Genomic DNA, 21155 nt, shown 5'->3' with positions numbered 1-21155 from the left:
GCGCAACCCCTGCTGCCGCCTCCGCATCCTCGTCCGGGAAGCACCGCAAGGCACCAGGAGAGCACCACATGTCCCGTTCCCCGCACCCGCAGCACGCCCGCGTCGCCGCCCGCCGGCGCGGCCGCGTCCGCCGCCGGGTCCTGGCCGCGGCCTCGGTGGCCGTGCTGGGGCTGGGCGCCGCGGCCGTGATGACCCACTTCGAGATCCCGCCGTTCACCGACAAGGGCGACCCCGTGTCGTTCGGGCAGCCCGGCGGGACCGGCCCCGCCGGGCAGGACCCGGGCTCCAGGGCGCTGATGCCGACCGGCCCGCAGGCACGGTTCACGAACACCATGACCCTGCCCGACGGCACCCACGTCGCGGTGACCGAGCTGGAGGGCAGGAAGTCGGGGTTCAGGGGCAAGGTGTGGGTGTGGGCGCCCAAGGAGTACGCGGACCCGGAGTACGCCCACAGCGGGTTCCCGGTGATGATCGCCCTGCCGGGCGGCGCCGGATACCCGAACAACTACTGGATGGGCACCGACCTGGGGCTGCAGAAGAGCATCAGCGAGTGGTACGCGCAGGGCAAGGGCAAACCGTTCCTGCTGGCCATGCCCGTGCTGAACCCCGGCCCCGACGACAAGGGCGTCTACTGGGACGGCTCCGACATACCCGGACAGCCGAAGATGGGCACCTGGCTGGCCGAGGACGTCCCGGACCTGATGAAGGCGAACTTCCGCACGGTGAAGTCGCGCGACGGCTGGGCCTTCATGGGGTCCTCCACGGGCGGGTTCGCCGGACTCAAGGCGGTCCTCCAGCACCCGGACAAGTTCAAGGCCGTGATCGCCTCGGGCCCCGACATCGCCCCCGACTCCCCGCTGTGGAAGGGCCACGACAAGGAGAAGGCGGAGAACGACCCGCGGGTGCTGGCCCGCCGGCTGATCGAGCACAAGGGCCCGGACGTCTACCTGGCCTTCCAGGTCGGCACCGAGGAGAGCGACGGCCGCACGCTGCCGAACGTCAGGAAGTTCGTCGCCGACTACGGCAGGGGCCCCGTCCACACCGACCTGAACGTCATCCGGGGCGGCAGGCACAACGCCAAGACGTACGTGCCCGCGATGGGTCAGCAGGCCATCGGGTTCATCAGCAGGGTCATGGAAGGACCCGTGCGGTAGCCGCGCCCTCGGCCGGGGCGGCCCCGCCCCCCGCGTCCGTGCCCGGCCCGCCGAACACCTTCAGCGGGCCCGTACCGTCCCAGGGCGCCCAGCCGGGGTCCCCGGTCCTGGCGAAGGCCACCCAGGCCGCGTGCATCTCGTCGGCCAGTGCCTGGGGAGGGGTCGTGCCCGCCAGCCAGGACGACTCCGGCACGGTGAGGGTGTCGAAGACGAAGCCCAGGTCCAGGGCGTGGCAGGCACCCATGCCGGGGACGCCGGACCGCCAGGCGAAGGCGTAGCAGTGGCTGGTGGCGCTCCTCGGCGCGCTCGCCAGGGCGCGCAGCGGATCGCGCAGCAGCAGGTCGGTGAGCAGCTGCCCGGCGAGTTCGCCGGGGCCGGCGTCCGGCAGGGCGGCGCGCAGGGCCGCCACCGCGGCCCGGTCCTTGCCGGTCCGGGCCCGGGCCAGGCCGACGGCGACCGGCCCGAACCGGTCCAGGAGGCCGAGGGCTCCGGTGGGGCTCAGCCAGAGCCGGTGCTCCTCGGTGGTCCAGCCGAGCAGCAGCGGGACGTCGTCGGAGGCGGCACCGGAGGTGAGGGCGGCCGCCGGGTCGGCGGGCAGGCTGCCCGGGTCGGTCACCAGGCCGAGCGCCGGACCGCCGAGCAGTGGGCCGGACCGTCTGAGCACGGCGGCCTGGGCGTCCATCAGGCCGGCGGTGCCGACGGCGGCGAAGGCGGCGGCGGTGGCGGGCACCTTCAGCCGGCCCGCGATCCTGCGGACCGCGGCGCGGACCCGGTCGCGGGGCAGTACTTCGGGCGGTCCGCTCTGCAGCACGGCCCGGGCGAACAGGCCTGCGGCCCGCGGCGCGGCCAGCAGGGCGCCGACGCTGATCGCGCCGGCGGACTCGCCGAAGACGGTGACCCGGTCGGGGTCGCCGCCGAAGCCGGCGATGTTGTCCCGGACCCACTCCAGGGCCGCGATCTGGTCGAGCAGGCCCCGGTTCGCGGGGGCGTCGGGGAACAGTCCGTAGCCCAGGACGCCGAGCCGGTAGTTGACGGACACCAGCACGACCCCGTCCCGGGCGAACGGCGCCCCGTCGTAGACCGGGCAGGCGCTGGAGCCGCGGGTGAGCGCCCCGCCGTGCAGCCACACCATGACCGGCAGCCGGGCCGACGGCGCCGGGTCGGGGGTCCACACGTTGAGGTTCAGGAAGTCCTCGCCGGGCACCGCGGGGTCGGGCAGCAGGCGTGCGTACGCCGGCGGGTAGGGAGCCTTGGGCGGGGTCGGGCCGAACTCGACCGCCTGCCGTACTCCGTCCCAGTGAGCGGGCGGGGCGGGCGCGGCGAAGGCCGCCGGACCGGTGGGCGGCGCGGCGTACGGGATGCCGCGGAAGGCGATGACGGGCCGGCCGGTGCGGGCCTCCGGCTCCACACGGCCGGCGACCGTGCCGTAGCCGGTCCGCACGCGGACGGCGTCCCCGATGCCCGGGCCCATGGCGCCCTCCCTCCGTTCACTGCCTCGTCGGCTCCCCATTGTGCGCAAGGACCGCCGGGGCGCCACCTGCGGGTGACGGGCGCCGGGGTGCCGTTACCCGGGCGGGGGCGCCCCCGGTTGAACGCGTACCGGTACCCGGCCGGGTATCCGGATCCGTGATCCGTGCACGCACTGCGAGGCTTCGTCACATGGCCATGGCCGTATTCCCCCGTCCCGTCCGCCGGGCCGCCGCCGGACCGCTCCTGCTGCTGGCCGCCTTCGCCGCCGTCCCCGCCGGGCCGTCCGGTCCGGCGTGGGCCGCGGCCGGGCCGGACGTCCAGTACCAGGGCCGGGACGACCGGATCCACCCGGTCGCGCTGGGGCCGGGCTGCTTCGCCGCGGAGGGCGGCGGCTCCCGGCCGGTGGTCAACCGCACCCGGTCGACGGTCCTGCTGTACCGGGGCCCGGACTGCTCGGGCTCTCCGGTCGCGGTGGTGCGGCCGGGAGCCAGTGCGCCGGTGGCCCCGATGTTCGACTCGATGCGTTTCACCGCGTAGGCGGAGTGGCCGTGACCCCTGGGCCGCGGCGGCGTTGTATGCCATGTCAAATGCCGCAGTGCTGCGGCGCCCCACATCTCATGAGGAGATCTTGATGTCGCGTATCGCGAAGGCCGTTGCCCTCACCGCTGCCACCGGCTCCGTGCTGGCGGCCGGTGCCGGTCTGGCCGTCGCCGACGCCGGCGCGCACGGTGAGGCGGTCAACTCCCCCGGTGTCCTGTCGGGCAACCTGGTGCAGGTTCCGGTGCACGTCCCGGTCAACGTCTGCGGCAACACCGTCAACGTCATCGCGCTGCTGAACCCGGCCTTCGGCAACACCTGCGTGAACGCGTCCGGTGGCAACGGTGGTCACACCACCGGTGGCTACGGCCACTGAGCCGCGACGATCCCGGAGGGCCCCCGCCGAAAGGCGGGGGCCCTTCCCGTCTGCACCCTCCGTGCCCTCTGCGCTCTCTGCGGCCTGTGCGGCCTGTGCGCTGTCGCCGTCTCGCCGTCTCCTCAGGCCTCAGACCTCAGACCTCGTACCGGTAGACACCCCGGTGGCTGAGGACCTCGCGGGGGGTGATGTTCCACGGGGGCATCGGCTCGTCGAGGGCGATGACCCGGCCGCGCTGCAGGTCGCCGACTTCCAGCGGCCGCGCCGGCAGGTAGCCCGAACCGGGGTGCTTCTGCTGCCAGCGGTCCCACACCAGGTCCACGAAGGCGTGGTGCAGCCAGAACACCGGGTCGTTGGGGGCCGTGCCGCCGGTCATGTGCCCGCCGATCCACTGGTGGACCTTGTTGTGGTTGCGCCAGCGTTCGCTGCGCGGGGCCGCCCAGCCCTCCAGCTTGTTGCGGAAGCCGCCGGCCGTGGCCGTGGAGTCCCAGGGCGCGGTGTCGTAGACCGGGTCGTCGACGGCCCACTGGAGTTCGGCGGCGGTGGGGAGGGTGATCGGGTTGTGGGGGCGTCCCAGATTGCGGGTCAGGAAGCGGCCCTCGGTCAGCCCCACGGTGATCGGCCAGTTGCCCCGGTCGTGGGCGAACGGGCCGGTCATCACCTTGCGGTCGGTGTCGCGGCCGGTACCGCCCATGAAGTCCTCGGCCCACAGCGGGCCGGCCGGGTTGCGGTCGGCGGTCCAGTCCCAGTACGGGATGGCCAGGCCGGGGTCGAGGCGGCGCAACTCGGCTTCGAAGTCCAGCAGGTACTGGCGGTGCCAGGGGAAGAACGACGGGGACATGTGGCCGACCCGCAGCCTGCGCTCGCGGTCGGGCACGAACCAGCGGTCGTGGGTGCGGACGAAGCGGTCGTAGGTCCCGTTCCGCTTGAGTTCGAGGAGGGCGGCGACGAAGCGCTTGCGCTGCGCGGAGGTCAGGTTCCGGTAGTTCTGCCGGGTGTACACGCGGGTTCCTCCCGGTCAGCCGTGGTGGGCGGCGGTGGCGGCCGCCGCGAGCTGCGTGGTGCCGAGTTCGTCGACGGCCGCGCGGGCCAGGTCCAGCGGCGAGGCGAAGGACTCGAAGTGGTTGATCCCGCTGAGGTAACTGCCGTCGGCGCGGCGCATCACGTGCAGGGCGCGGCCGTCGATCCGTACGCCCCCCGTCGTGTCCACGGCGATGTGCCGGCCCCGGTAGGTCTCCTCGGAGACCTGGACGGGGTCGCCGTCCGGGGCGGTGACGGGCCGGGGCCGGCGGGCCCGGAGCAGCGGCGAGAGGGCTGCGGCCGTCCCGGCGAGGACGGCGGCGGTGAACGCCGTGCGCAGCAGCGTGCGGCGGGTGAGGGGCGTCGCGCTCATACCCGGGTTAACGCCGCCCGGCGGGCTAGGTCACCTGGCGCCGGACGGGTGCTTGTAGAACAGGGTGGTGGGCCGCAGGTTGCCGGCCGGGTCGGTGGCGTAGTCGGGGATGGTGCCGGCCTCGGTCCACCCGGCCCGCCGGTACACCCGCTCGGCGCCGCTGCCGGTCTCGGTGTCGAGGAACAGCAGCACGATGCCGGCGTCGGCGGCCGCGCGCTCGGCTTCGGCGAGCAGCGCGGCGGCGGTGCCGCGGCCCCGGGCGGCGGGGTGGACCATCAGCTTGCGCAGCTCGGCCCGGTGGCGGCCGTTGGGCTTGGACTCGCGGTACCAGCTGACGGTGCCGTCGAGGTGGCCGTCGGTCACGGACACCCACAGGGCGAGGCTGCCGTCCTCGACGGCCGGCAGCAGGGCCTCCCACCAGTCGCGGGCGGCGGCCTCGTCGAGGTCGGCGAGGAACCCGAGGGAGGCGCCGCCGTCGACGACGGCGAGCAGCAGCTCGGCGAGTTCCTGGCGGCGGGCGCGGAGGCCGGCCGCGTCCAGCCGACGAATGTCAACGGTCGTCACGCGCCCACCCTAGTGATCTCCCCCCCGCCGCCACCCCGGCACCCCCGGCCGCCCACGCGGAGCCGCGCCCCACCATTCCCGCCGCCGACCGGCCCGCTGGCGGCTGCCCCGCGGAACCAGGCCGTGCGGCGGCGCCCGCGCCGGGCCCGCTCAAACGCCGCTCGGGCTGGAGGCGCCCCCGGGACAGCGCCTGGCGGGGCAAAGCCCCCGCCAGGGCAACGAGAGCAGCCGCACCACACCAGCCCCGCCGGCGATTGAGGCGCGGGGTCCGGGGCAGAGCCCCAGAGGCCCAGCCGGAACCGGCCCGCGCGGCGACACCCCAACCGGGTCCGCTCAAACGCCGCTCGGGCTGGCAAGCCCCGCCCGGGACACTGCGCGCCGGGCGAAGCCCCAGCCCGGGCGCCAAGAACGGCCGCACCACACCAGCCCCGCCGGCGATTGAGGCGCGGGGTCCGGGGCAGAGCCCCGGAAGCCCAGCCGGAACCGGGCCGTGCGGCGGCGCCGCCGGGCCGGGCCGGTTACGGGTGGAGGGCGGTCAGGGTGGCGACCGTGGCGCGGTGGTGGGCGGGGGTGCCGAGCGCGAGGGAGTCGGCCTTCGCGCGCTTGAGGTAGAGGTGCGCCGGATGCTCCCACGTCATCCCGATGCCGCCGTGCAGCTGTAGGCACTCCTCGGCGGCCCGCACCGCCACCCCCGAGCAGTACGCCTGCGCCACCGCCACCAGCAGCTCCGCGTCGGCCGCCCCGGCGGCCAGCGCGTCCGCCGCGGCCCGGGCGGCCGCCCGGGCGGAGGCGACGTCCAGCCAGAGCCCGGCCAGCCGGTGCTTGAGCGCCTGGAAGGAGCCCAGCGGCCGGTTGAACTGGTGGCGGACCCGCAGGTACCCGACGGTCTCGGTCAGGCACCACTCCGCCAGGCCCAGCTGCTCCGAGGCGAGCAGCCCCGCCCCGGCGAGGAGCCCGCGGCGTACCGCCCGCCGGGCGTCGTCCGGTCCCGCCAGCCGGATGCCGTCGTCCGCCGCCGCGGTGACCCGCGCCAGGGGCCGGGTGAGGTCCAGCGGGACCTGCCGTTCGAGGACGGCGGCCCCGGCGGGCACCGCGTACAGGCCGGTCGCGGCGGCGACGAGGAACACGTCCGCGGCGTCGGCGTCGGCCACCGCGCCCACCGGCCCGGGCCGCCCGTCCGGCAGCGGCCCGCCAGGGCCGAGGGTGAGCGGCAGGGCCGCCACGCACACGGTCCGGCCCCCGGCGAGCCGCTCCAGCAGGGCGGTGGCCTCCGCCGACCCGGGGGCGCAGTCCAGCAGGATCTCGGTGGCCACGACCGCGCTGGTCAGGTACGGCAAGGGGGCCACGGCGCGGCCGAGTTCCTCCAGGACCACGGCCGCCTCGCGGTGCGTCGCCCCCTGCCCGCCGAGTTCCTCCGGGACGAGCAGTCCGGCCGCGCCGACACCGGCCGCGAGGGCGTCCCAGGCCCGCGGGTCGCGGGGCCCCGGGCGTTCGAGGCCGGCCAGTACCGTCGCGGGGGCCGCGTGGTGGGCGAGCAAGGACCGTACGGACGCCCGGAGTTCCTCCTCCGTGTCCGTGTACAGCAGATCCGTCATCGGGCGAGGTCCTTCCAGGGGAGGTCCTTGTCGTCGCGCGGTTCCGCGGGCAGGCCGAGGACGCGTTCGGCGACCACGTTGAGGAGGACCTCGTCGGTGCCGCCCTCGATGGAGTTGCCCTTGGCGCGGAGGTAGCGGTAACCGGCCTCGCGTCCGGTGAAGTCGACGTGTTCAGGCCTCCGCATGGTCCAGTCGTCGTACAACAGGCCTTCCTCGCCGAGGAGTTCGACCTCCAGGGCGCTGATCCGCTGGTTGAGGCGGGCGAAGGCGAGTTTCATGCCGGAGCCCTCGGGGCCGGGCCGTCCGGCAGCGAGCTGCTGGCGGAGCCGTTCGGCGGTGAGGCGGGACACCTCGGCCTCCACCCAGAGGGTGAGGAGGCGGTCGTGCAGGGCGGGTCCGCGGAGTTCGGGCCGGGCCCGCCAGGTGGCGGCGACGGGGCCGATCATCCCGCCCTCACGGGGCAGCCGCATGCCGCCGATGGAGACGCGTTCGTTCATCAGGGTGGTGCGGGCGACCTCCCAGCCCTGGCCGACGGCGCCGAGCCGATGCGCGTCGGGGATGCGGACGCCGGTGAGGAAGACCTCGTTGAACTCGGCCTCGCCGGTGATCTGACGCAGGGGCCGGACCTCGACGCCGGGGTCGGTCATGTCGCACAGGAAGTACGTGATGCCCTGGTGCTTGGGCAGGTCCGGGTCGGTGCGGGCGACGAGGATCGCCCAGCGGGCGGTGTGCGCGCTGGAGGTCCACACCTTCTGGCCGTCGACCACCCAGTGGTCGCCGTCGCGGACGGCACGGGTGGCGAGCGCGGCGAGGTCCGAGCCGGCTCCGGGTTCGCTGAAGAGCTGGCACCAGACCTCCTCGCCGACCCAGAGCGGGCGCAGGAAGCGGCGCTTCTGCTCCTCGGTGCCGTAGGCGAGGATCGTCGGGGCGGCCATGCCGAGTCCGATGCCGATGCGGCGGGGGTCGTTGTCGGGGGCCCCGGCGGCTTCGAGTTCGGCGTCGACGGCCGCCTGGAGGGAGCGGGGTGCGTCCAGGCCGCCGAGCCCTTGGGGGAAGTGGACCCAGGCGAGTCCGGCGTCGAAGCGGGCCCGCAGGAACGCGGTGCGGTCGGTGGTTGCCGGCGGGTGCGCGGCGAGGAACTCGCGGGTGAGGGAGGCGAGTCGGGCGGCGTCGACGGGGCTCATCGGGCGGCTCCGCCGGCAAGTCCCCCGCGACTGCCGTCGCCGTCGGGGACGACGACGTCGGGTACGACGACGAGCCGGCCGGTGGTGGTGCCGTCGGCGAGGCGCTGGACGGCGTCGGCGGCTCCGGCGAGCGGGATCCGTTCGCTGACGAGGGGGGCGATGGCGCCTTCGGCGGCGAGCCGGGTGAGTTCGGCGTGGCAGGCGCGGACCGCGGCGGGGTCCTTGGCCGCGTACAGCCCCCAGTGCAGGCCGACGATGGAGTAGTTCTTGACCAGGGCGTGGTTGAGGGCCGGGGCGGGGACGGTGCCGCCGGCGAAGCCGACGACGAGGATGCGGCCCTCGAAGGCCACGCACTTGGCGGAGGCGTCGTACGCCGCGCCGCCGACGGGGTCGTAGACCACGTCCGCCCCCCGGCCACCGGTGAACTCCCTGACCCTGGCGGCGATGTCCTCGCCGTGGCGGTCCACGACCAGGTCGCAGCCGAGTTCCTCGGCGGTACGCGCCTTGGCCTTGCCGCCGACCACGCCGATGACGGTGGCTCCGGCGGCCTTGCCGAGCTGGACGGCGGCGCTGCCGACCCCGCCGGCGGCGGCGTGCACCAGCAGGGTCTCGCCGGGCTGGAGGCGGGCCCGCCGGTGCAGGCCGAACCAGCCGGTCTGGTACCCGATGTGGAGGGCGGCGGCCGCGGCGTCGTCGAGGGCTTCGGGCGCGGGCAGCAGCGCGGCCTCGGGGGCGGTCACGTACTCGGCGAAACCGCCGTACGGCAGGCTGGGGTTGGCGATGACACGGCAACCATCATCGGTCTCGCCGCAGATCTCCACGCCGGGGGTGAACGGGAGCGGGGGGCGGACCTGGTAGTGGCCGCGGCAGAGCAGCGCGTCAGGGAAGTTGACGTTGGCGGCCCGTACCCGGAGCCGTACCTCGCCGGGGCCGGGTTCCGGTTCGGGGACCTCTTCCAGCCGCATGACCTCGCGGGGCTCGCCGTGGGTGTGTACGCGCCATGCCTTCATCCGGGGCCTCCAGCCGCCGTGAGGGGACCGTGCTGGCGGCATACTAAGCGGTCGCTTGCCCGACTGGGAACCGTTCCGCGCACTCCGGGGCGGGAACCGTGGCGGGAACCGTGGCGGGTGTCCGGACGGCGCGGGTGGACGGCGCGGGCGGACGGCGGGCCGTCCCAGGGGCGGAACCGGACCGTCGAGGTCGGAATCCGGCCGGTTCATCCGGTGTGGGCGATTCCGGGTGCCGCCGCACGGAGCACCGTGCAGCATGAACCTCCGTACATCTGCACGAGGGGGGACAGATGAGGAAATCCATGGCGGCGGGAGCGGCCGCGGCCGTGCTGGCCGGTCTGCTCGGCGCGGCCGGTCCGGTCTCCGCGGACACGGTCTCCGCGGACACGGTCTCCGCCGCGGGCGCCGACTCCGCGGCCTCCGGAGCCTGCCGGCCCGCGCTGACGGTCCTCGGCGCGCTGCCGGGGCCCGAGGTCGGCTGGCCCAGGGAGGGCGTCCGCGCCCTGGGCACGGGCAACCTGTCGGTGGGCTCCTCCCGGGGCAGGGCCGCGTACTGGACCGGGACCACGGTCCATCGGGTACCGGTTCCCGCGGGCGACGAGAGCAGCGAGCTGCTCGCCGTCAACGCGGGCGGGCTGATGACGGGCCGTTACCGGACGGCCGGCTCCACCTCCTGGGTGGGCTTCACCTACCGGGCGGGCGACCCCGCCGTCACCCCGCTGCCCGCACCCGCGGACGCCTTCGCGGGCCTGGACGTGAACGCCTCGGGCCGGGTGGCCGCCACCAGCTCCACCCGAGAGGGGGTCGTGGTGGTCGTCGGCGGCGCGGTGGAGCGGAACCTGACCTTCCCGACCGGTATCGGGGCGGACGCCCGGGTGGACAACCTCGGCGGCATCAACGCCCGCGGCGACGTCGTCGCCACCGTCACCTGGCCGGAGCCCGACACCGGCGGCCGCGTGGAGCACTCCGTGCCGGTGCTGTGGCCCGGGGACGGCGGCCCGGCCCGGATCCTGCCCGCCACCGGCAACACCGCCTGGGTGGCGGACGTCGCGGCGGACGGGACGGTCGTCGGCAGCGACTGGTTCGGCTTCGGGTACGAGTGGAGCCCGCGCGTCTGGGCGGGCACCGACGGCAGCCTGGGCAGTCCGGCCCCGCTGAGCACCCACCCGTCCACCAGCCTGGACGGGATCAGTCCCACCACCGGTGTGGCAACCGGCACCGCCCGCAAGCACATCGACGACCTGCACCTCACCGAGCAGGCGGTGCTGTGGCCGGGGACCGGTCCGGTGCTGGCACTGCCGAGGCTGGCCGACGGACAGCCCGCCGAGGGCGTGGCGGTGTCCGACGACGACCGGGTCGGCGGAAACGCCGTGAACGCCAGGGGGAAGACGAGGGCGGTCGTCTGGAAGTGCGCCTCCCGGCAGGCGTACCAGCCCTAGCGGCGTACCGGGGTGGTGTGCGGGCCGGGGGCGGGCACGGGCCTGGCGGTCTGTGCCCGCAGGCGGTATCGATGCCCCATGACCGACAGGGACAGGGACAGGGGCACGAACGCGGGCGGCGCGGACGCGGCCGACGCGGACGCGGACCCGGGCGGGGCGTCCCGGAGCACCGGCTGCCCGCCCCCGCTGCCGGGGCTACCCCCGCCGCCGCCGCCGGGCGCGGCCGCGCTTCCCCCGGGCACGTACGCCGGCCGGTTGGTCCTGGTGACCGGCGGCGGTACGGGGCTGGGCCGGGCCGTCGCCGCGGAGTTCGCCCGGCTCGGCGCCGACCTGCTGATCGCCGGCCGCCGCGAGGAGCGGCTCCACGCGGCCCGCGAGGTGCTGGCAGCGGTCCCCGGGGCGGGCAGCGTGACCGCGGCGGTCTGCGACATCCGCGACCCGGGGCGGGTGGCGGAGGTGTTCGACGCCGCCGCGGCGGCGGGGCGGCTCCCGGACGTACTCGTCAACAACGCGGCGGCCAACTTCCCCTGCCCGGCGGAGGACCTCTCCCCCAACGGGTGGCGGGCGGTCGTGGACACCACCCTCACCGGGACCTGGTTCACGACCCGCGAGTTCGGCCGCCGCCACCTGGCGGCCGGCACCCCGGGGTCCGTCATCAGCGTCGGCGCCTCGTACGCCTGGACGGGCGGGCCGGGCTTCGCGGCGAGCGCGGCCGCCAAAGCGGGCGTGAAGAGCCTGGTGGAGACCCTCGCCGTGGAGTGGGGGCCGTACGGGATCCAGGTCAACGGGCTCGTCCCGGGCCTGTTCCCGCACGAGGACATGACCGGGGACATCCGGACCGGCCTGGAGCGCGCCGCACCGGACGCCAAGGACGCGCGGCAGCCCGCCCTGCGCGTCGGCCTGCCCCGGGAACTGGGCTGGGCCGCCACCTTCCTGGCCTCCCCCTACGCCCGCTTCGTCACGGGGCACACGCTGGTGGTCGACGGGGCGAACTGGCAGCGCCGGGCCCTGGTCAACCCGCCGGTGGTCCCGGTCCGCGACCAACTGGGCCGCGCTCCCTTCGCCTTGCCGCCGGACGTCCCCTGACTCCCCCTGCGCAGCCGGCCGGCCGGGCAGGCGCCGGCCCGCGCCCCGGGTCGCTGTCAGTGCGGGGACGCAGACTGATGACCATGGACACTGCTGCGGACCTTCCCACCGTCGAGGACTCCTGGTCCCGCATCGAGGCATGGCTGGCCCGGCACGCCCCGGTCAGCCACGGCCGGCTGCGGCCGCCCGCCCGCCCGGAGGAGATAGCGGCGGCCGAACGGCGGCTCGGGGTGGCCTTCCCCGACGACCTCCGGGCCTCGCTGCTCCGCCACGACGGCGTCGAACTCGCCGAGGGGACACCGGTGCTGTCGTACTGCGGGCCGCTGTCCGGGGTGGCGGACATCGTGCGCAGCACCGAGTTCCTGCGGGCGGTCGCGGAGAACGGCGAGGCCGACGACGGGGAGCTCGGCGAGGACGAGCTGGACGAGTACGCCTACTGGCCGCACCACCGGCTGCTCGTCACGCTGGGCATCGGGTGGCAGTCCTCCGACGGCCTGTTCCTGGTCTGCCGGACCGGCCCCCATCTGGGCCGCGTCGGCCGGTACTTCGACGAGGACGCGCCTTCGTTCACGCCGTGGCGGAGCCTGCGCCACGTCCTCGCCGACTTCGCCACCGCGCTGGAGCAGGGCAGCCCCTTCGAGGGCCGGGTGCCGCTGGGCGTGGAGGGCGTACTGCTGTGGGACGACGAGCGGTCGGTGGTTGCCGACCCGGTGTCCCCGCTCGCGCTGGCCGCGGCGACCGCCGAGCCCGAGCCGCCGGTGCCGGGGGTTGTGGTCCCGTCCGGGGCAGGGTTCGGGTCGGGCGGACGTGAGCCGCGGCCCGTGCAGCCCGACGTGGTGTTCGTGGCGGGCGTGGATCCGGGGGCCCTGCTGGAGCGGCTGGGCGCCGTGCCGGACACGGTGCGGAGCCGGGGCCGTGAGCAGGCGCGGCTGTCCGCGGCCTCGCCGTGGGCGGCGTCGCGCCCGATGGTGCGGGCCGGGACGTGCGGGGAGTGGGCGTACGCCGTGCAGGAGGGCGGCGACGCCCAGTTCGGCCGGCCGGAAGTGCTGCGCCGGCTGTCCCGGGGGGCCCTGGTCGTGGCGCTGACCAAGCAGGGCCCGGAGGTGCGCGTCACGGTGGTGGAGGACGGCGCGGTGCGGCCGGAGGTGGCGGAGCTGGTGGACTCGCCCCGGGAGGACTACGTGGTCGGGCCCGCCGGTACGTACCTGCAACGCATCGGTGCCGACCCGTGGCCCGGCTCCACGACCGCGTACGCGCGTCTGCTGGCCGGCCTGGAGGCGGAGTACGGGATCTCCTTCGACCCTGCGGCGGACGGCGGGGAACCTCTGGCGAGCGCGCTGCTGCTGCCGCTGCTCGACGACTGTGCGGAGCCGTACCACGAGGTCACCACGGTGCGGGACTTCGACCTCGGCGGGCTGATCGCCCGGACGGAGCCGGAGCGGTTGCGGGCGGCGGTCGCGGCCCAGCTGGTGCGGCTGGCGGCCGAGGCCGGGATCGACCTGTACCCGGAGGTGGCCGGGGCGCTGGAGCGGATCGTCCGGGACGAGCCGGTGGACCTCGCGCCGGACGGCCCGCTGGGCCTGCGGATGCGGACCCTGGAGGCCGAGTTCCGGGCCGCCCGGCAGCTGCTGGACGACAGCCGGTACGGCGAAGTGCCCCCGCCCCTGACCGCGGCCGACGCCGCAGCGTGGGGCGCGCGCACAGCGGCGGCCCGCGCGCTGAGCGGGTTCGTGCGGGGACCGCTGCCGTACGCCGCGGAGACGGTCCTGCACGAGCGGATGTCCGTGCGGTGGCGGGAGCAGCTGGCGGCGGACCTGGCGGGGTGAGAGCGGGCCGGGGGCCGGGGCGGAAGCGGAGGGGTGGCAGGGCGGTGCCCGAGGGCTGCAGGGCGGTGCCTGAGGGCAGGCAGGGCGGCAGTCGAGCGGCGGCAGTGCAGTGGCCAAGCGGCGGACAGGGCGGTACTGGGGCGGCGACGGGCGTCAGCGGCCTTCGAACCCGGGGGGCCGGCGGGCCGCCTTCGCGGAGTAGCCCTCGCGGCAGTCCTCGGAGGTGAGGGTGAGCGCGGCGGTCATCGCGACCCGGTCCAGGGCGGCGGGCAGCGCGGCGTCGGCGTAGGCGTCCACGGAGCGTTTGATGCCCTGGACGGCCAGGGGCGCGTTGGCGGCGATGTCGGCCGCCAGGGCGTGGGCGGTCTCGTCCAGCGCCTCGGGCGGCACCACCTGCTGGACGAGGTTGAGGCGTTCGGCGGTGGCCGCGTCGATCCGGCGGCCGGTGAGGGCCAGGTACTTGGCCCAGCCGGCGCCCGCCTCGCGGGCGATGCGGAGGTCGCCGCCGGCGTCGACGGCGACCCCCAGGCCGGCTTCGGGCAGCGCGAAGACCGCGTCGGCGGCGGCCACACGGATGTCGGCCATGAGCGCCAGCTCGAAGCCGAAGCCCAGGCAGTACCCCTGGACGGCGGCGACGACCGGCTGCGGGAGCCGGGCGAGGACGGAGAACCGCTCGTGCACCCAGCGGATGCCCTCGTAGTAGTTGCGGTTCCGCTCCGCCGGGGACTCCCCGCCGATCGCGCCACCGGGGGCGGTGACGTCGATGCCCGCGCAGAAGGCCCGGCCCTCGGCGCGGAGCAGGACCACCCGTACCTCCGGGTGGAAACGGATCCGGTCGGCGAGGAGCCCGAGCTGTCGGGTGGACTCCCAGCTCCATCCGTTGAGCTTCTCCGGACGGCAGAGGGTGAGGCGGGCGATCCGGTCGGCGATGTCGAGCCGGACGCGTTCCCCGCTGCCCTCCGGGATCTCCGTGGAGACGGTGTCGATCACGCCGGACCCTCCTCGCCCCACCCACACCCATACCCCTATCTGACGATCCGTCAGAGTAGGGTCGCGGACCTCACCGGGGGAAGACCTCGAACGCCACCGCCGGCCGGCCGCCGAAGCGGGCCGCCGCCTGCTGCGCGTTGCCGGTGAGGAAGGTCCGGCAGTACTCCTCGGGGTCCTGGTCGGTGAGCACCTCGATGTACGCGCGGTGCTCCAGCAGGGACTTCACCGAACGCTCCAGCCCGGGGCCGGCGTCGGCCGCGTGGGTGGGCGTGGTGGAACCGGCCACCGCCACCCAGCGGACCCCGTTCCAGGGCTCCAGGCCCTGCTCGCTGAGGAGTTCGGGGAAGATCCAGCGGTTGCCGGCGTCGGCGGCCGCGTCCAGGGTGGCCCGGCCGACGGCCCGGTGGTCGGGGGTGTTCCAGAACCCGCCGGGGCCCGGGCCCCAGGTGTCGCGGTGGTTGAGGGTGATGACGAGTTCCGGGCGGTGCCGGCGGATGGCCGCGGCGATGTCCCGGCGCAGGTCCAGCCCGTACTCGATGACGCCGTCGTGGTGGTCGAGGAACTCGACGGTGGACACGCCGACCACCGCCGCGCTGGCCCGCTGCTCCGCCTCGCGCAGCGGGGCGCACTCGGCGGGGGCGATGGTGTCGATGCCGGCCTCGCCCCGGGTGGCGAGCACGTAGACGACCTCACGGCCGCCGTCCGTCCAGTCCGCGATGGCCGCGGCGCACCCGTATTCGAGGTCGTCGGGGTGGGCGACCACGGCGAGGGCCCGCGTCCAGTCGGTGGGCATGGGCTCCAGTTGTGCGGTTTGCTCGGTCATGACCGCACCATAGGCGACTCGTACGCGGGTGGGCGGGCGGACGGGCCCGGATATGTCAGAGCGCGGGGCACTCTGCGCCCCCGCCGCCCGCCCGCGGCTCACGCCTCCTCGGCGGTGTGCAGCACCCGGAAACGGTCGGGCCGGCCCGGGTCGCGGTCCACGACCTGGACGGGCGGCCAGGCCCACTGCCACACGCTGACGCCCGGGGGGCGGGAGAACCGGATCGGCCCGCGGGTGCCGTCGACGGCGACGCGCGCCCAGGGGGTGGCCGCGCCGGGTGGGCGCAGGCGCAGTGCTTCGGCGAGGACGGCGACGGTGTCGTAGCCCTCGAAGGCGACGAACGAGGGCGCTTCGGCCAGCCGCTCGCGCAGGGCCGTGTCGACGCGGGCGCCGAGCGGGGTGAGGCGCTCGGGCAGGTAGCGGAGGAACGGCACGGCGGCGCCGTCACCGCCCAGCAGCGCAGCCCACTCGGCAAGTTCCGGCTGCCCGGCGGGGGCGCCGACCATGACCCCGGTGAGCCGCGGGTCGCGGCGGACGGCCCTGACGATCGGCACGGCGGGCTCGGGGTGGCCGACGAGCAGCAGCAGGGCCGTCGCGCGCGCCCCGACGACCTCCTCGCACAGGGCGGCCGGGTCGAGCGCCCGCGCGTCGAGCTCGACGAGGTCGCCGCCGCGAGGAACGAGGTGCTCGCGCAGGATGCGGGCGCCGGACGCCCAGTACGCACTGGGCTCGGCGGCGACGGCGACGCGGCTGTGGCCGGCGCGGAGCAGGAAGTCGGCGTAGACCCGCCAGCCGTGGGACTGGGCGGGGGCGAGCCGCGCGACCCACTCCGTCGGGTGCTCGGTGAGCGCGTCGAGCACCGCCGAGGAACAGAGGAACGGCAGGCCGAGCGCGTCGGCCCGGGCGGCGGCGGCCCGGGCGACGACGCTGTGGTACTCCCCGGCCACGGCGGCCACGCCCAGCGCGGCGAGCTCGTCCACGGCGGCCACGGCCCGCTGCGGATCGGCCGCGGTGTCCCGAACCACCAACTCCAGCGGCCGCCCGGCCACCCCACCGGCACGATTGACGTCCCGGACGCCCAACTCCATCCCGGCCAGCAGATGACGCCCCGCCCCGACCCACCCGGGCCGGCTCAACGGCACGAGCACCCCGACCCGAACCCCCACGCCCCCGACCTGCGCCGCGCCCCCTGCTGCCGTACCCATACGTGCACGCCCTCCCCCACGCCGACTACCCCGCACCCTGCCCGACCCCGCCAGACCGCACCGCCCTGGCCGACCGCCCGGCCATTGCACCCGCAGCGACCACCGGCGGCAACCGATTATCAACGGCCGCCCAACAGGAGCGGCGAACGCCGCCCCCACTCCCCACGGGCACCCTCCCCCACGGCCCGCCGCAAAGCGGTCGGCACATCGCAGAGCCCCCGGCGACGTCGGGCACCATCCCCGCGTGCGCGGGGAGCAGTTCCCCTGGCCGAGCTGCCGCACTGCCGGCGTGGGGTCATCCCCGCGTGCGCGGGGAGCAGGAAGTCGCCAAGCACGTACCGCGGTACAAGAAGGGGTCATCCCCGCGTGCGCGGGGAGCAGGCCTGCCGGAAAGCCATGCCCATGTGGTGGACGGGGTCATCCCCGCGTGCGCGGGGAGCAGCTCATGGCGGATATCCGCAACGCCGATCTGACGGGGTCATCCCCGCGTGCGCGGGGAGCAGGCCGACCTCAAGGGCGTAGGCGACTGGGGCATGGGGTCATCCCCGCGTGCGCAGGGAGCAGTTGTACACGTCCCGGTCGCCGGCCCCCGCGTGGGGGTCATCCCCGCGTGCGCGGGGAGCAGCTACCGGAATCACTTTGCGCGTAGCTCAGATGGGGGTCATCCCCGCGTGCGCGGGGAGCAGGTGTTGGGGTACCGCGACGTCGGCAGCACGTAGGGGTCATCCCCGCGTGCGCGGGGAGCAGAGTCGCCTCGAAGGCGCGACCAGCGATGTCCGGGGGTCATCCCCGCGTGCGCGGGGAGCAGTTGGCGAGCACGGCGACGACGAGGTGCGGGTCGGGGTCATCCCCGCGTGCGCGGGGAGCAGGGTGAACGAGTGCCACGCGTGGGCCGGGTAGTTGGGGTCATCCCCGCGTGCGCGGGGGAGCAGAGGGCGAGTACGTCCACCGCACGCCTCCCGGCGGGGTCATCCCCGCGTGCGCGGGGAGCAGGTCAGGATCTGAGATCCGGGCACCGGCACATAGGGGTCATCCCCGCGTGCGCGGGGAGCAGGTGGCCCCTTATGCGAGGGACCACCTAGCGACGGGGTCATCCCCGCGTGCGCGGGGAGCAGCCTGCCTGGGCGGGGATGTTCGCGGTGGCCTCGGGGTCATCCCCGCGTGCGCGGGGAGCAGTCCGCCGACTGGTCCACCTTGCCGATGTAGGTGGGGTCATCCCCGCGTGCGCGGGGAGCAGTCGGAGGCGACGGCGATCAGGTAGGCGCCGACGGGGTCATCCCCGCGTGCGCGGGGAGCAGCTGCCGAGTCCGGCGAGCGTGGGGCCGGCCAGGGGGTCATCCCCGCGTGCGCGGGAAGCAGTCGCACCGCCTCGAATCGGCGGCCGATCGGAAGGGGTCATCCCCGCGTGCGCGGGGAGCAGGGTCGCGAGCTGTTCTATCGCCCCGACGACGAGGGGTCATCCCCGCGTGCGCGGGGAGCAGATCGACGTCACCGACATGGACGAGGACGCGGTGGGGTCATCCCCGCGTGCGCGGGGAGCAGCATGTCTCCCGCAAGGGACGAAGCATCGAGATGGGGTCATCCCCGCGTGCGCGGGGAGCAGCGCTTCTTCGGCTTGGTCGGCTGGGGGCTGTCGGGGTCATCCCCGCGTGCGCGGGGAGCAGAGCCCGCACGAACCCGACAGAGGAACAGCCGAGGGGTCATCCCCGCGTGCGCGGGGAGCAGCCCAGCCACCGGGCGGCGCCGTACAGCTTGCCGGGGTCATCCCCGCGTGCGCGGGGAGCAGCCGGAGGCCGCCAGCCGGGCCTCCACCCGCTCGGGGTCATCCCCGCGTGCGCGGGGAGCAGATCCTTCCCGCCGCAAACACGTACCCCGGCCTGGGGTCATCCCCGCGTGCGCGGGGAGCAGGTGGTGGTGCGCGCGAACGCCAAGACGCTCACGGGGTCATCCCCGCGTGCGCGGGGAGCAGGGCGGCCGAAGAAACCGTCCCCCGCGAACTCCGGGGTCATCCCCGCGTGCGCGGGGAGCAGGAGTGCCGCCCGGTGATGCTGATATGTCCGACGGGGTCATCCCCGCGTGCGCGGGGAGCAGGCTCGTTCAGCTGGCACTTTATGGGGGCAGCGGGCTTGTTTGCAGCACTTTCGCGGAGTCCGGCATATACGTGCCAACCGGTACACCAGGCTGCTCAAGTTGGCGACCGGTAGCGCAGCGCGAGTGACGGACTCTGGCCGTGCCACCGGCTGAGGGCGGGCGGCGATCGCCGGCTTGGGTGGGGCGAGGCGGCGCGCCGCCCCCCGGGGCGGGGGCGGGGCGCCGGTTCGGGCGGGGGTGGTCAGTTGAGCTGGGTGTACGTGTTCCAGCCGCCGGCCAGCCACTCGCGGCCGGCGAACGTCTTCGTGCCGCCGTAGCCCTGCGAGCGGTAGAGCCACATCGTGCCGGCGGAGTCGCGGGCGGCGAGGTCCGCGCGGCCGTCGCCGTTGAGGTCGCCGGCCACGGTGAGCGCGCTGTACGCGTTCCAGCCCGGCCCCACCAGCTCGCGGCCGCCGAACGGGGCCGCCGCGTTGCCGGTGCCCTTGTAGGCGTACAGCTGGCCGTCGTGCGTGACGGCCACGATGTCGGCGCGGCCGTCACCGGAGATGTCACCGCCGCCGGCGATGGTCTTGTACGTGTTCCAGCCCGGCCCGGTCTTGACCGGGCTGCCGAACCCGGTCTCCGTGCCGTTGCCCGCGCGCAGCCAGAGGTTGCCCCAGGTGTCGCGGGTCAGCAGGTCGCCCTTGCCGTCCCCGGTGAGGTCGCCGGGCCCGACGAGCGCGTTCGTGTTGGAGAAGTCGCCGTCGACCTTCAGGTCCTTCGGGAACCGGGTCAGCGAGGTGCCGTCCCAGCTGTACGGGAGGGCCCAGTTGGTCTTGTCGACCCCGGCGACGACCACCAGCTGGGTGCCGGGGGTCCAGGCCTTGTAGTAGTGGTAGCTGTCGTCCCAGAAGCGGCCGTTGGTCTGGTTGACGTGGCTCTTGAGCACGTTGGAGGTGTCCACGCCGTACAGGCCGTGCTTGCCGTAGACCGGGGTGACGCCCGAGCCCACGATCAGCTCGCTGTTGCGCCAGTTGTCGCCGGTCTGCTGGCGGGCGGCGAACTTGCCGTTGCCCTGCGAGGCGTAGAAGTACAGCTTGCCCCACGGGGTGACGGCGTACAGGTCGGCCTTGCCGTCGCCGGTCTGGTCGTCCGCCGCGAACACCTTGTTGTAGGCGTTCCAGCCGCCGCCGACCCAGGTGCGGGCCTTGAACGGGGCGGAGGCCTGGCCGGTGCCCTTGTAGTAGTACAGGTTGCCGTCGGGGGTCCTGGTGAGCAGGTCACCGAAGCCGTCGGCGTCGACGTCGTTGGCGCCCACGATCTGGTCGAAGGCCTGCCAGCCGGGACCGATCTTCACGCGGGTCGCGAAGGGCTCGCCGGAGGCGGAACCGGTCGCCCGGTACAGGTACAGGTCGCCGGCCGGGGTGCGGGCCAGGAGGTCACCGCGCCCGTCGCCGGTCAGATCGCCGGCGGCGACGACCTTGTTGTAGATGGACCAGCCACGGCCGGTCCAGGTGGCGGGCTGCGTGGAGCCGGCGTAGGCCTCGTGCATGGAGATGCGGCCGTCGTACGACCACTGCAGCACCTCGGTGCCCCACGCGCCCCGGATGTTGCCGACGGCGATGACGTCGCGGACCGTCTCCGTGTCCTCACCGTGCAGCTTGTAATCGCTGCCGGTGTCGATGCCGTCGCCGGTGAGGTTGGCGGCGGAGTAGCCGTGCTGGCTGCGGGACAGGATGTCGGTCCGGCCGTCGCCGTCGAGGTCGAGACGCGGCTTGGCGGGCTTGAAGGCGTACGTGGAGCGGCCCGCCGGGGCGCCCTGCTGGGCCGGGCGGTGGGCGGTGGCGGCCGTGGGCCCGGCCGGCTTCGACTTGTCCTGGACGGCTTCGGGCGCGGGCGCCGCCGGGGCGGCGGTCGCGGGCGCGGCGGCGAGCAGGGTGCCCGCTGCGAGGGCGAGCGCGGTGCAGGCCGCGACGCGGCCGAGGCGCTGGGAGCGCGAAGGAGACAAAGGGGGTTTCCTCTGGGTGTCAGGTGAAACCGGGCGGAGGCCGAAGCGCGCGGGCGGCACGGGCTTGCGCGGAAAGACGGCACGCGACAAGCCGACGGCGCGGGTGAATCGGTGGTTCCCCCCGGAAGTCCTCGAAGGGTACTGGTGGGGCGCGGGAGGTCCTAGATGTTTTCCGTACAACCTTTCGGCCCCTGGAACGTCGTCGGCGACGCCACCGGCCACTGTCCCGCTCCGGGACTCGTCGGCGGCGTTACCGCTGGCGTCGTCGGGGTGGGCCTGGAGGGGCGTTACCTGGCGTTGCCCCCCCCCCGGGGGGGGGGGGCGGGGTGGGGCCCGGGGCCCGGTCGGGGCCCCCGGCCCCCCGGCCCAATTAGACCCCCCCCCCGGCGGCATAGCCCCCCGCCCCTGGGGGGGACGGCAAATAC

Annotated in this window: 17 protein-coding genes and 1 CRISPR repeat array; of the genes, 6 read left to right on the top strand and 11 right to left on the bottom strand. The window is 75.2% G+C overall.

What is annotated here, in order from left to right:
- Positions 1 to 68 precede the first annotated feature (68 nt).
- Positions 69 to 1154, top strand: a complete 1086-nt coding sequence (locus tag ACFY61_RS31345) for an alpha/beta hydrolase (protein WP_389477708.1) — start codon at positions 69 to 71, stop codon at positions 1152 to 1154.
- Here the strand turns inward: ACFY61_RS31345 and ACFY61_RS31340 are convergent.
- Positions 1132 to 2625, bottom strand: coding sequence for a carboxylesterase/lipase family protein (locus ACFY61_RS31340; RefSeq protein WP_389477706.1), 1494 nt, complete (start codon positions 2623 to 2625; stop codon positions 1132 to 1134). The genes ACFY61_RS31345 and ACFY61_RS31340 overlap by 23 nt on opposite strands.
- Before the next feature lie 188 nt (positions 2626 to 2813).
- Here ACFY61_RS31340 and ACFY61_RS31335 point away from each other — a divergent pair, with 188 nt between their 5' ends.
- Together ACFY61_RS31335 and ACFY61_RS31330 are read left to right on the top strand one after the other, a co-directional pair.
- The gene (locus ACFY61_RS31335) at positions 2814 to 3161 is read left to right on the top strand and encodes a hypothetical protein (RefSeq protein WP_389477704.1); all 348 of its coding nucleotides are present in this window, start codon (positions 2814 to 2816) and stop codon (positions 3159 to 3161) included.
- A gap of 94 nt (positions 3162 to 3255) precedes the next feature.
- On the top strand, positions 3256 to 3537 hold the full coding sequence (locus tag ACFY61_RS31330) for a chaplin (protein WP_389477702.1): 282 nt from the start codon (positions 3256 to 3258) through the stop codon (positions 3535 to 3537).
- A 136-nt stretch (positions 3538 to 3673) separates the two neighbouring features.
- Here ACFY61_RS31330 and ACFY61_RS31325 read toward each other — a convergent pair whose 3' ends face one another.
- The 6 genes from ACFY61_RS31325 to ACFY61_RS31300 form a co-directional block, all read right to left on the bottom strand.
- Positions 3674 to 4540 carry a tyrosinase family protein gene (locus ACFY61_RS31325; RefSeq protein WP_389477700.1) on the bottom strand — a complete coding sequence of 289 codons (867 nt, stop codon included), beginning with the start codon at positions 4538 to 4540 and terminating at the stop codon, positions 3674 to 3676.
- Between the two features lie 15 nt (positions 4541 to 4555).
- The gene (locus tag ACFY61_RS31320; RefSeq protein WP_389477698.1) at positions 4556 to 4930 is read right to left on the bottom strand and encodes a tyrosinase family oxidase copper chaperone; all 375 of its coding nucleotides are present in this window, start codon (positions 4928 to 4930) and stop codon (positions 4556 to 4558) included.
- 30 nt (positions 4931 to 4960) lie between these two features.
- Positions 4961 to 5494: a GNAT family N-acetyltransferase gene (locus ACFY61_RS31315; protein WP_389477696.1), complete on the bottom strand. Its 534-nt coding sequence runs from the start codon at positions 5492 to 5494 to the stop codon at positions 4961 to 4963.
- Between the two features lie 518 nt (positions 5495 to 6012).
- Positions 6013 to 7089 (bottom strand): acyl-CoA dehydrogenase family protein, encoded by a 1077-nt coding sequence (locus ACFY61_RS31310; RefSeq protein WP_389477694.1) that lies wholly within the window; start codon positions 7087 to 7089, stop codon positions 6013 to 6015.
- Positions 7086 to 8273 (bottom strand): acyl-CoA dehydrogenase family protein, encoded by a 1188-nt coding sequence (locus ACFY61_RS31305; protein ID WP_389477691.1) that lies wholly within the window; start codon positions 8271 to 8273, stop codon positions 7086 to 7088. The genes ACFY61_RS31310 and ACFY61_RS31305 overlap by 4 nt, the downstream gene beginning before the upstream one ends.
- Positions 8270 to 9283 carry an NADPH:quinone oxidoreductase family protein gene (locus ACFY61_RS31300; protein ID WP_389477689.1) on the bottom strand — a complete coding sequence of 338 codons (1014 nt, stop codon included), beginning with the start codon at positions 9281 to 9283 and terminating at the stop codon, positions 8270 to 8272. The genes ACFY61_RS31305 and ACFY61_RS31300 overlap by 4 nt, the downstream gene beginning before the upstream one ends.
- A 290-nt stretch (positions 9284 to 9573) precedes the next feature.
- On the opposite strand from ACFY61_RS31300, the gene ACFY61_RS31295 reads away from it, so the two are divergent.
- The 3 genes from ACFY61_RS31295 (at position 9574) to ACFY61_RS31285 (ending at position 13634) form a co-directional block, all read left to right on the top strand.
- The gene (locus ACFY61_RS31295) at positions 9574 to 10722 is read left to right on the top strand and encodes a hypothetical protein (RefSeq protein ID WP_389477687.1); all 1149 of its coding nucleotides are present in this window, start codon (positions 9574 to 9576) and stop codon (positions 10720 to 10722) included.
- A gap of 78 nt (positions 10723 to 10800) precedes the next feature.
- Entirely contained in the window at positions 10801 to 11808 is a 1008-nt protein-coding gene (locus ACFY61_RS31290; RefSeq protein WP_389477685.1) for an SDR family oxidoreductase, read from the top strand.
- A gap of 83 nt (positions 11809 to 11891) precedes the next feature.
- On the top strand, positions 11892 to 13634 hold the full coding sequence (locus ACFY61_RS31285; RefSeq protein WP_389477682.1) for an SMI1/KNR4 family protein: 1743 nt from the start codon (positions 11892 to 11894) through the stop codon (positions 13632 to 13634).
- Positions 13635 to 13787: 153 nt separating this feature from the next.
- Here the strand turns inward: ACFY61_RS31285 and ACFY61_RS31280 are convergent, their stop codons facing one another.
- The 4 genes from ACFY61_RS31280 to ACFY61_RS31265 all read right to left on the bottom strand — a co-directional run bounded on the left by ACFY61_RS31280 (position 13788) and on the right by ACFY61_RS31265 (position 20730).
- A complete protein-coding gene (locus tag ACFY61_RS31280) occupies positions 13788 to 14624 on the bottom strand; it encodes an enoyl-CoA hydratase/isomerase family protein (protein ID WP_389477680.1) in 837 nt (278 codons plus the stop codon).
- 70 nt (positions 14625 to 14694) lie between these two features.
- Complete coding sequence (locus ACFY61_RS31275; RefSeq protein ID WP_389477678.1) at positions 14695 to 15447, bottom strand: PIG-L deacetylase family protein; 753 nt, start codon at positions 15445 to 15447, stop codon at positions 14695 to 14697.
- 98 nt (positions 15448 to 15545) lie between these two features.
- Positions 15546 to 16652: an ABC transporter substrate-binding protein gene (locus ACFY61_RS31270; RefSeq protein ID WP_389477676.1), complete on the bottom strand. Its 1107-nt coding sequence runs from the start codon at positions 16650 to 16652 to the stop codon at positions 15546 to 15548.
- Positions 16653 to 16882: 230 nt separating this feature from the next.
- Positions 16883 to 18743: a CRISPR direct-repeat array (repeat unit 29 nt; unit sequence GGGGTCATCCCCGCGTGCGCGGGGAGCAG).
- Between the two features lie 241 nt (positions 18744 to 18984).
- On the bottom strand, positions 18985 to 20730 hold the full coding sequence (locus tag ACFY61_RS31265; RefSeq protein ID WP_389477674.1) for an FG-GAP repeat domain-containing protein: 1746 nt from the start codon (positions 20728 to 20730) through the stop codon (positions 18985 to 18987).
- Between the last annotated feature and the right edge of the window lie 425 nt (positions 20731 to 21155).

Origin of the sequence: Streptomyces sp. NPDC012888, from assembly GCF_042900645.1 — a bacterium.
Classification (GTDB): Bacteria; Actinomycetota; Actinomycetes; order Streptomycetales; family Streptomycetaceae; genus Streptomyces.
The sequence above is the reverse complement of the archived record's forward strand: the minus strand, read 5'-3'. Positions and strand labels throughout refer to the sequence as shown.

What these genes read in the sequence shown, in the direction of transcription:
- ACFY61_RS31285 (WP_389477682.1), top strand. Translation starts at nt 11,892, where the DNA reads ATGGACACTGCTGCGGACCTTCCCACCGTCGAGGACTCCTGGTCCCGC.
- ACFY61_RS31330 (WP_389477702.1), top strand. Translation starts at nt 3,256, where the DNA reads ATGTCGCGTATCGCGAAGGCCGTTGCCCTCACCGCTGCCACCGGCTCC.
- ACFY61_RS31320 (WP_389477698.1), bottom strand. Translation starts at nt 4,930, where the DNA reads ATGAGCGCGACGCCCCTCACCCGCCGCACGCTGCTGCGCACGGCGTTC.
- ACFY61_RS31340 (WP_389477706.1), bottom strand. Translation starts at nt 2,625, where the DNA reads ATGGGCCCGGGCATCGGGGACGCCGTCCGCGTGCGGACCGGCTACGGC.
- ACFY61_RS31290 (WP_389477685.1), top strand. Translation starts at nt 10,801, where the DNA reads ATGACCGACAGGGACAGGGACAGGGGCACGAACGCGGGCGGCGCGGAC.
- ACFY61_RS31270 (WP_389477676.1), bottom strand. Translation starts at nt 16,652, where the DNA reads ATGGGTACGGCAGCAGGGGGCGCGGCGCAGGTCGGGGGCGTGGGGGTT.
- ACFY61_RS31305 (WP_389477691.1), bottom strand. Translation starts at nt 8,273, where the DNA reads ATGAGCCCCGTCGACGCCGCCCGACTCGCCTCCCTCACCCGCGAGTTC.
- ACFY61_RS31345 (WP_389477708.1), top strand. Translation starts at nt 69, where the DNA reads ATGTCCCGTTCCCCGCACCCGCAGCACGCCCGCGTCGCCGCCCGCCGG.
- ACFY61_RS31295 (WP_389477687.1), top strand. Translation starts at nt 9,574, where the DNA reads ATGAGGAAATCCATGGCGGCGGGAGCGGCCGCGGCCGTGCTGGCCGGT.
- ACFY61_RS31310 (WP_389477694.1), bottom strand. Translation starts at nt 7,089, where the DNA reads ATGACGGATCTGCTGTACACGGACACGGAGGAGGAACTCCGGGCGTCC.
- ACFY61_RS31300 (WP_389477689.1), bottom strand. Translation starts at nt 9,283, where the DNA reads ATGAAGGCATGGCGCGTACACACCCACGGCGAGCCCCGCGAGGTCATG.
- ACFY61_RS31275 (WP_389477678.1), bottom strand. Translation starts at nt 15,447, where the DNA reads ATGACCGAGCAAACCGCACAACTGGAGCCCATGCCCACCGACTGGACG.
- ACFY61_RS31335 (WP_389477704.1), top strand. Translation starts at nt 2,814, where the DNA reads ATGGCCATGGCCGTATTCCCCCGTCCCGTCCGCCGGGCCGCCGCCGGA.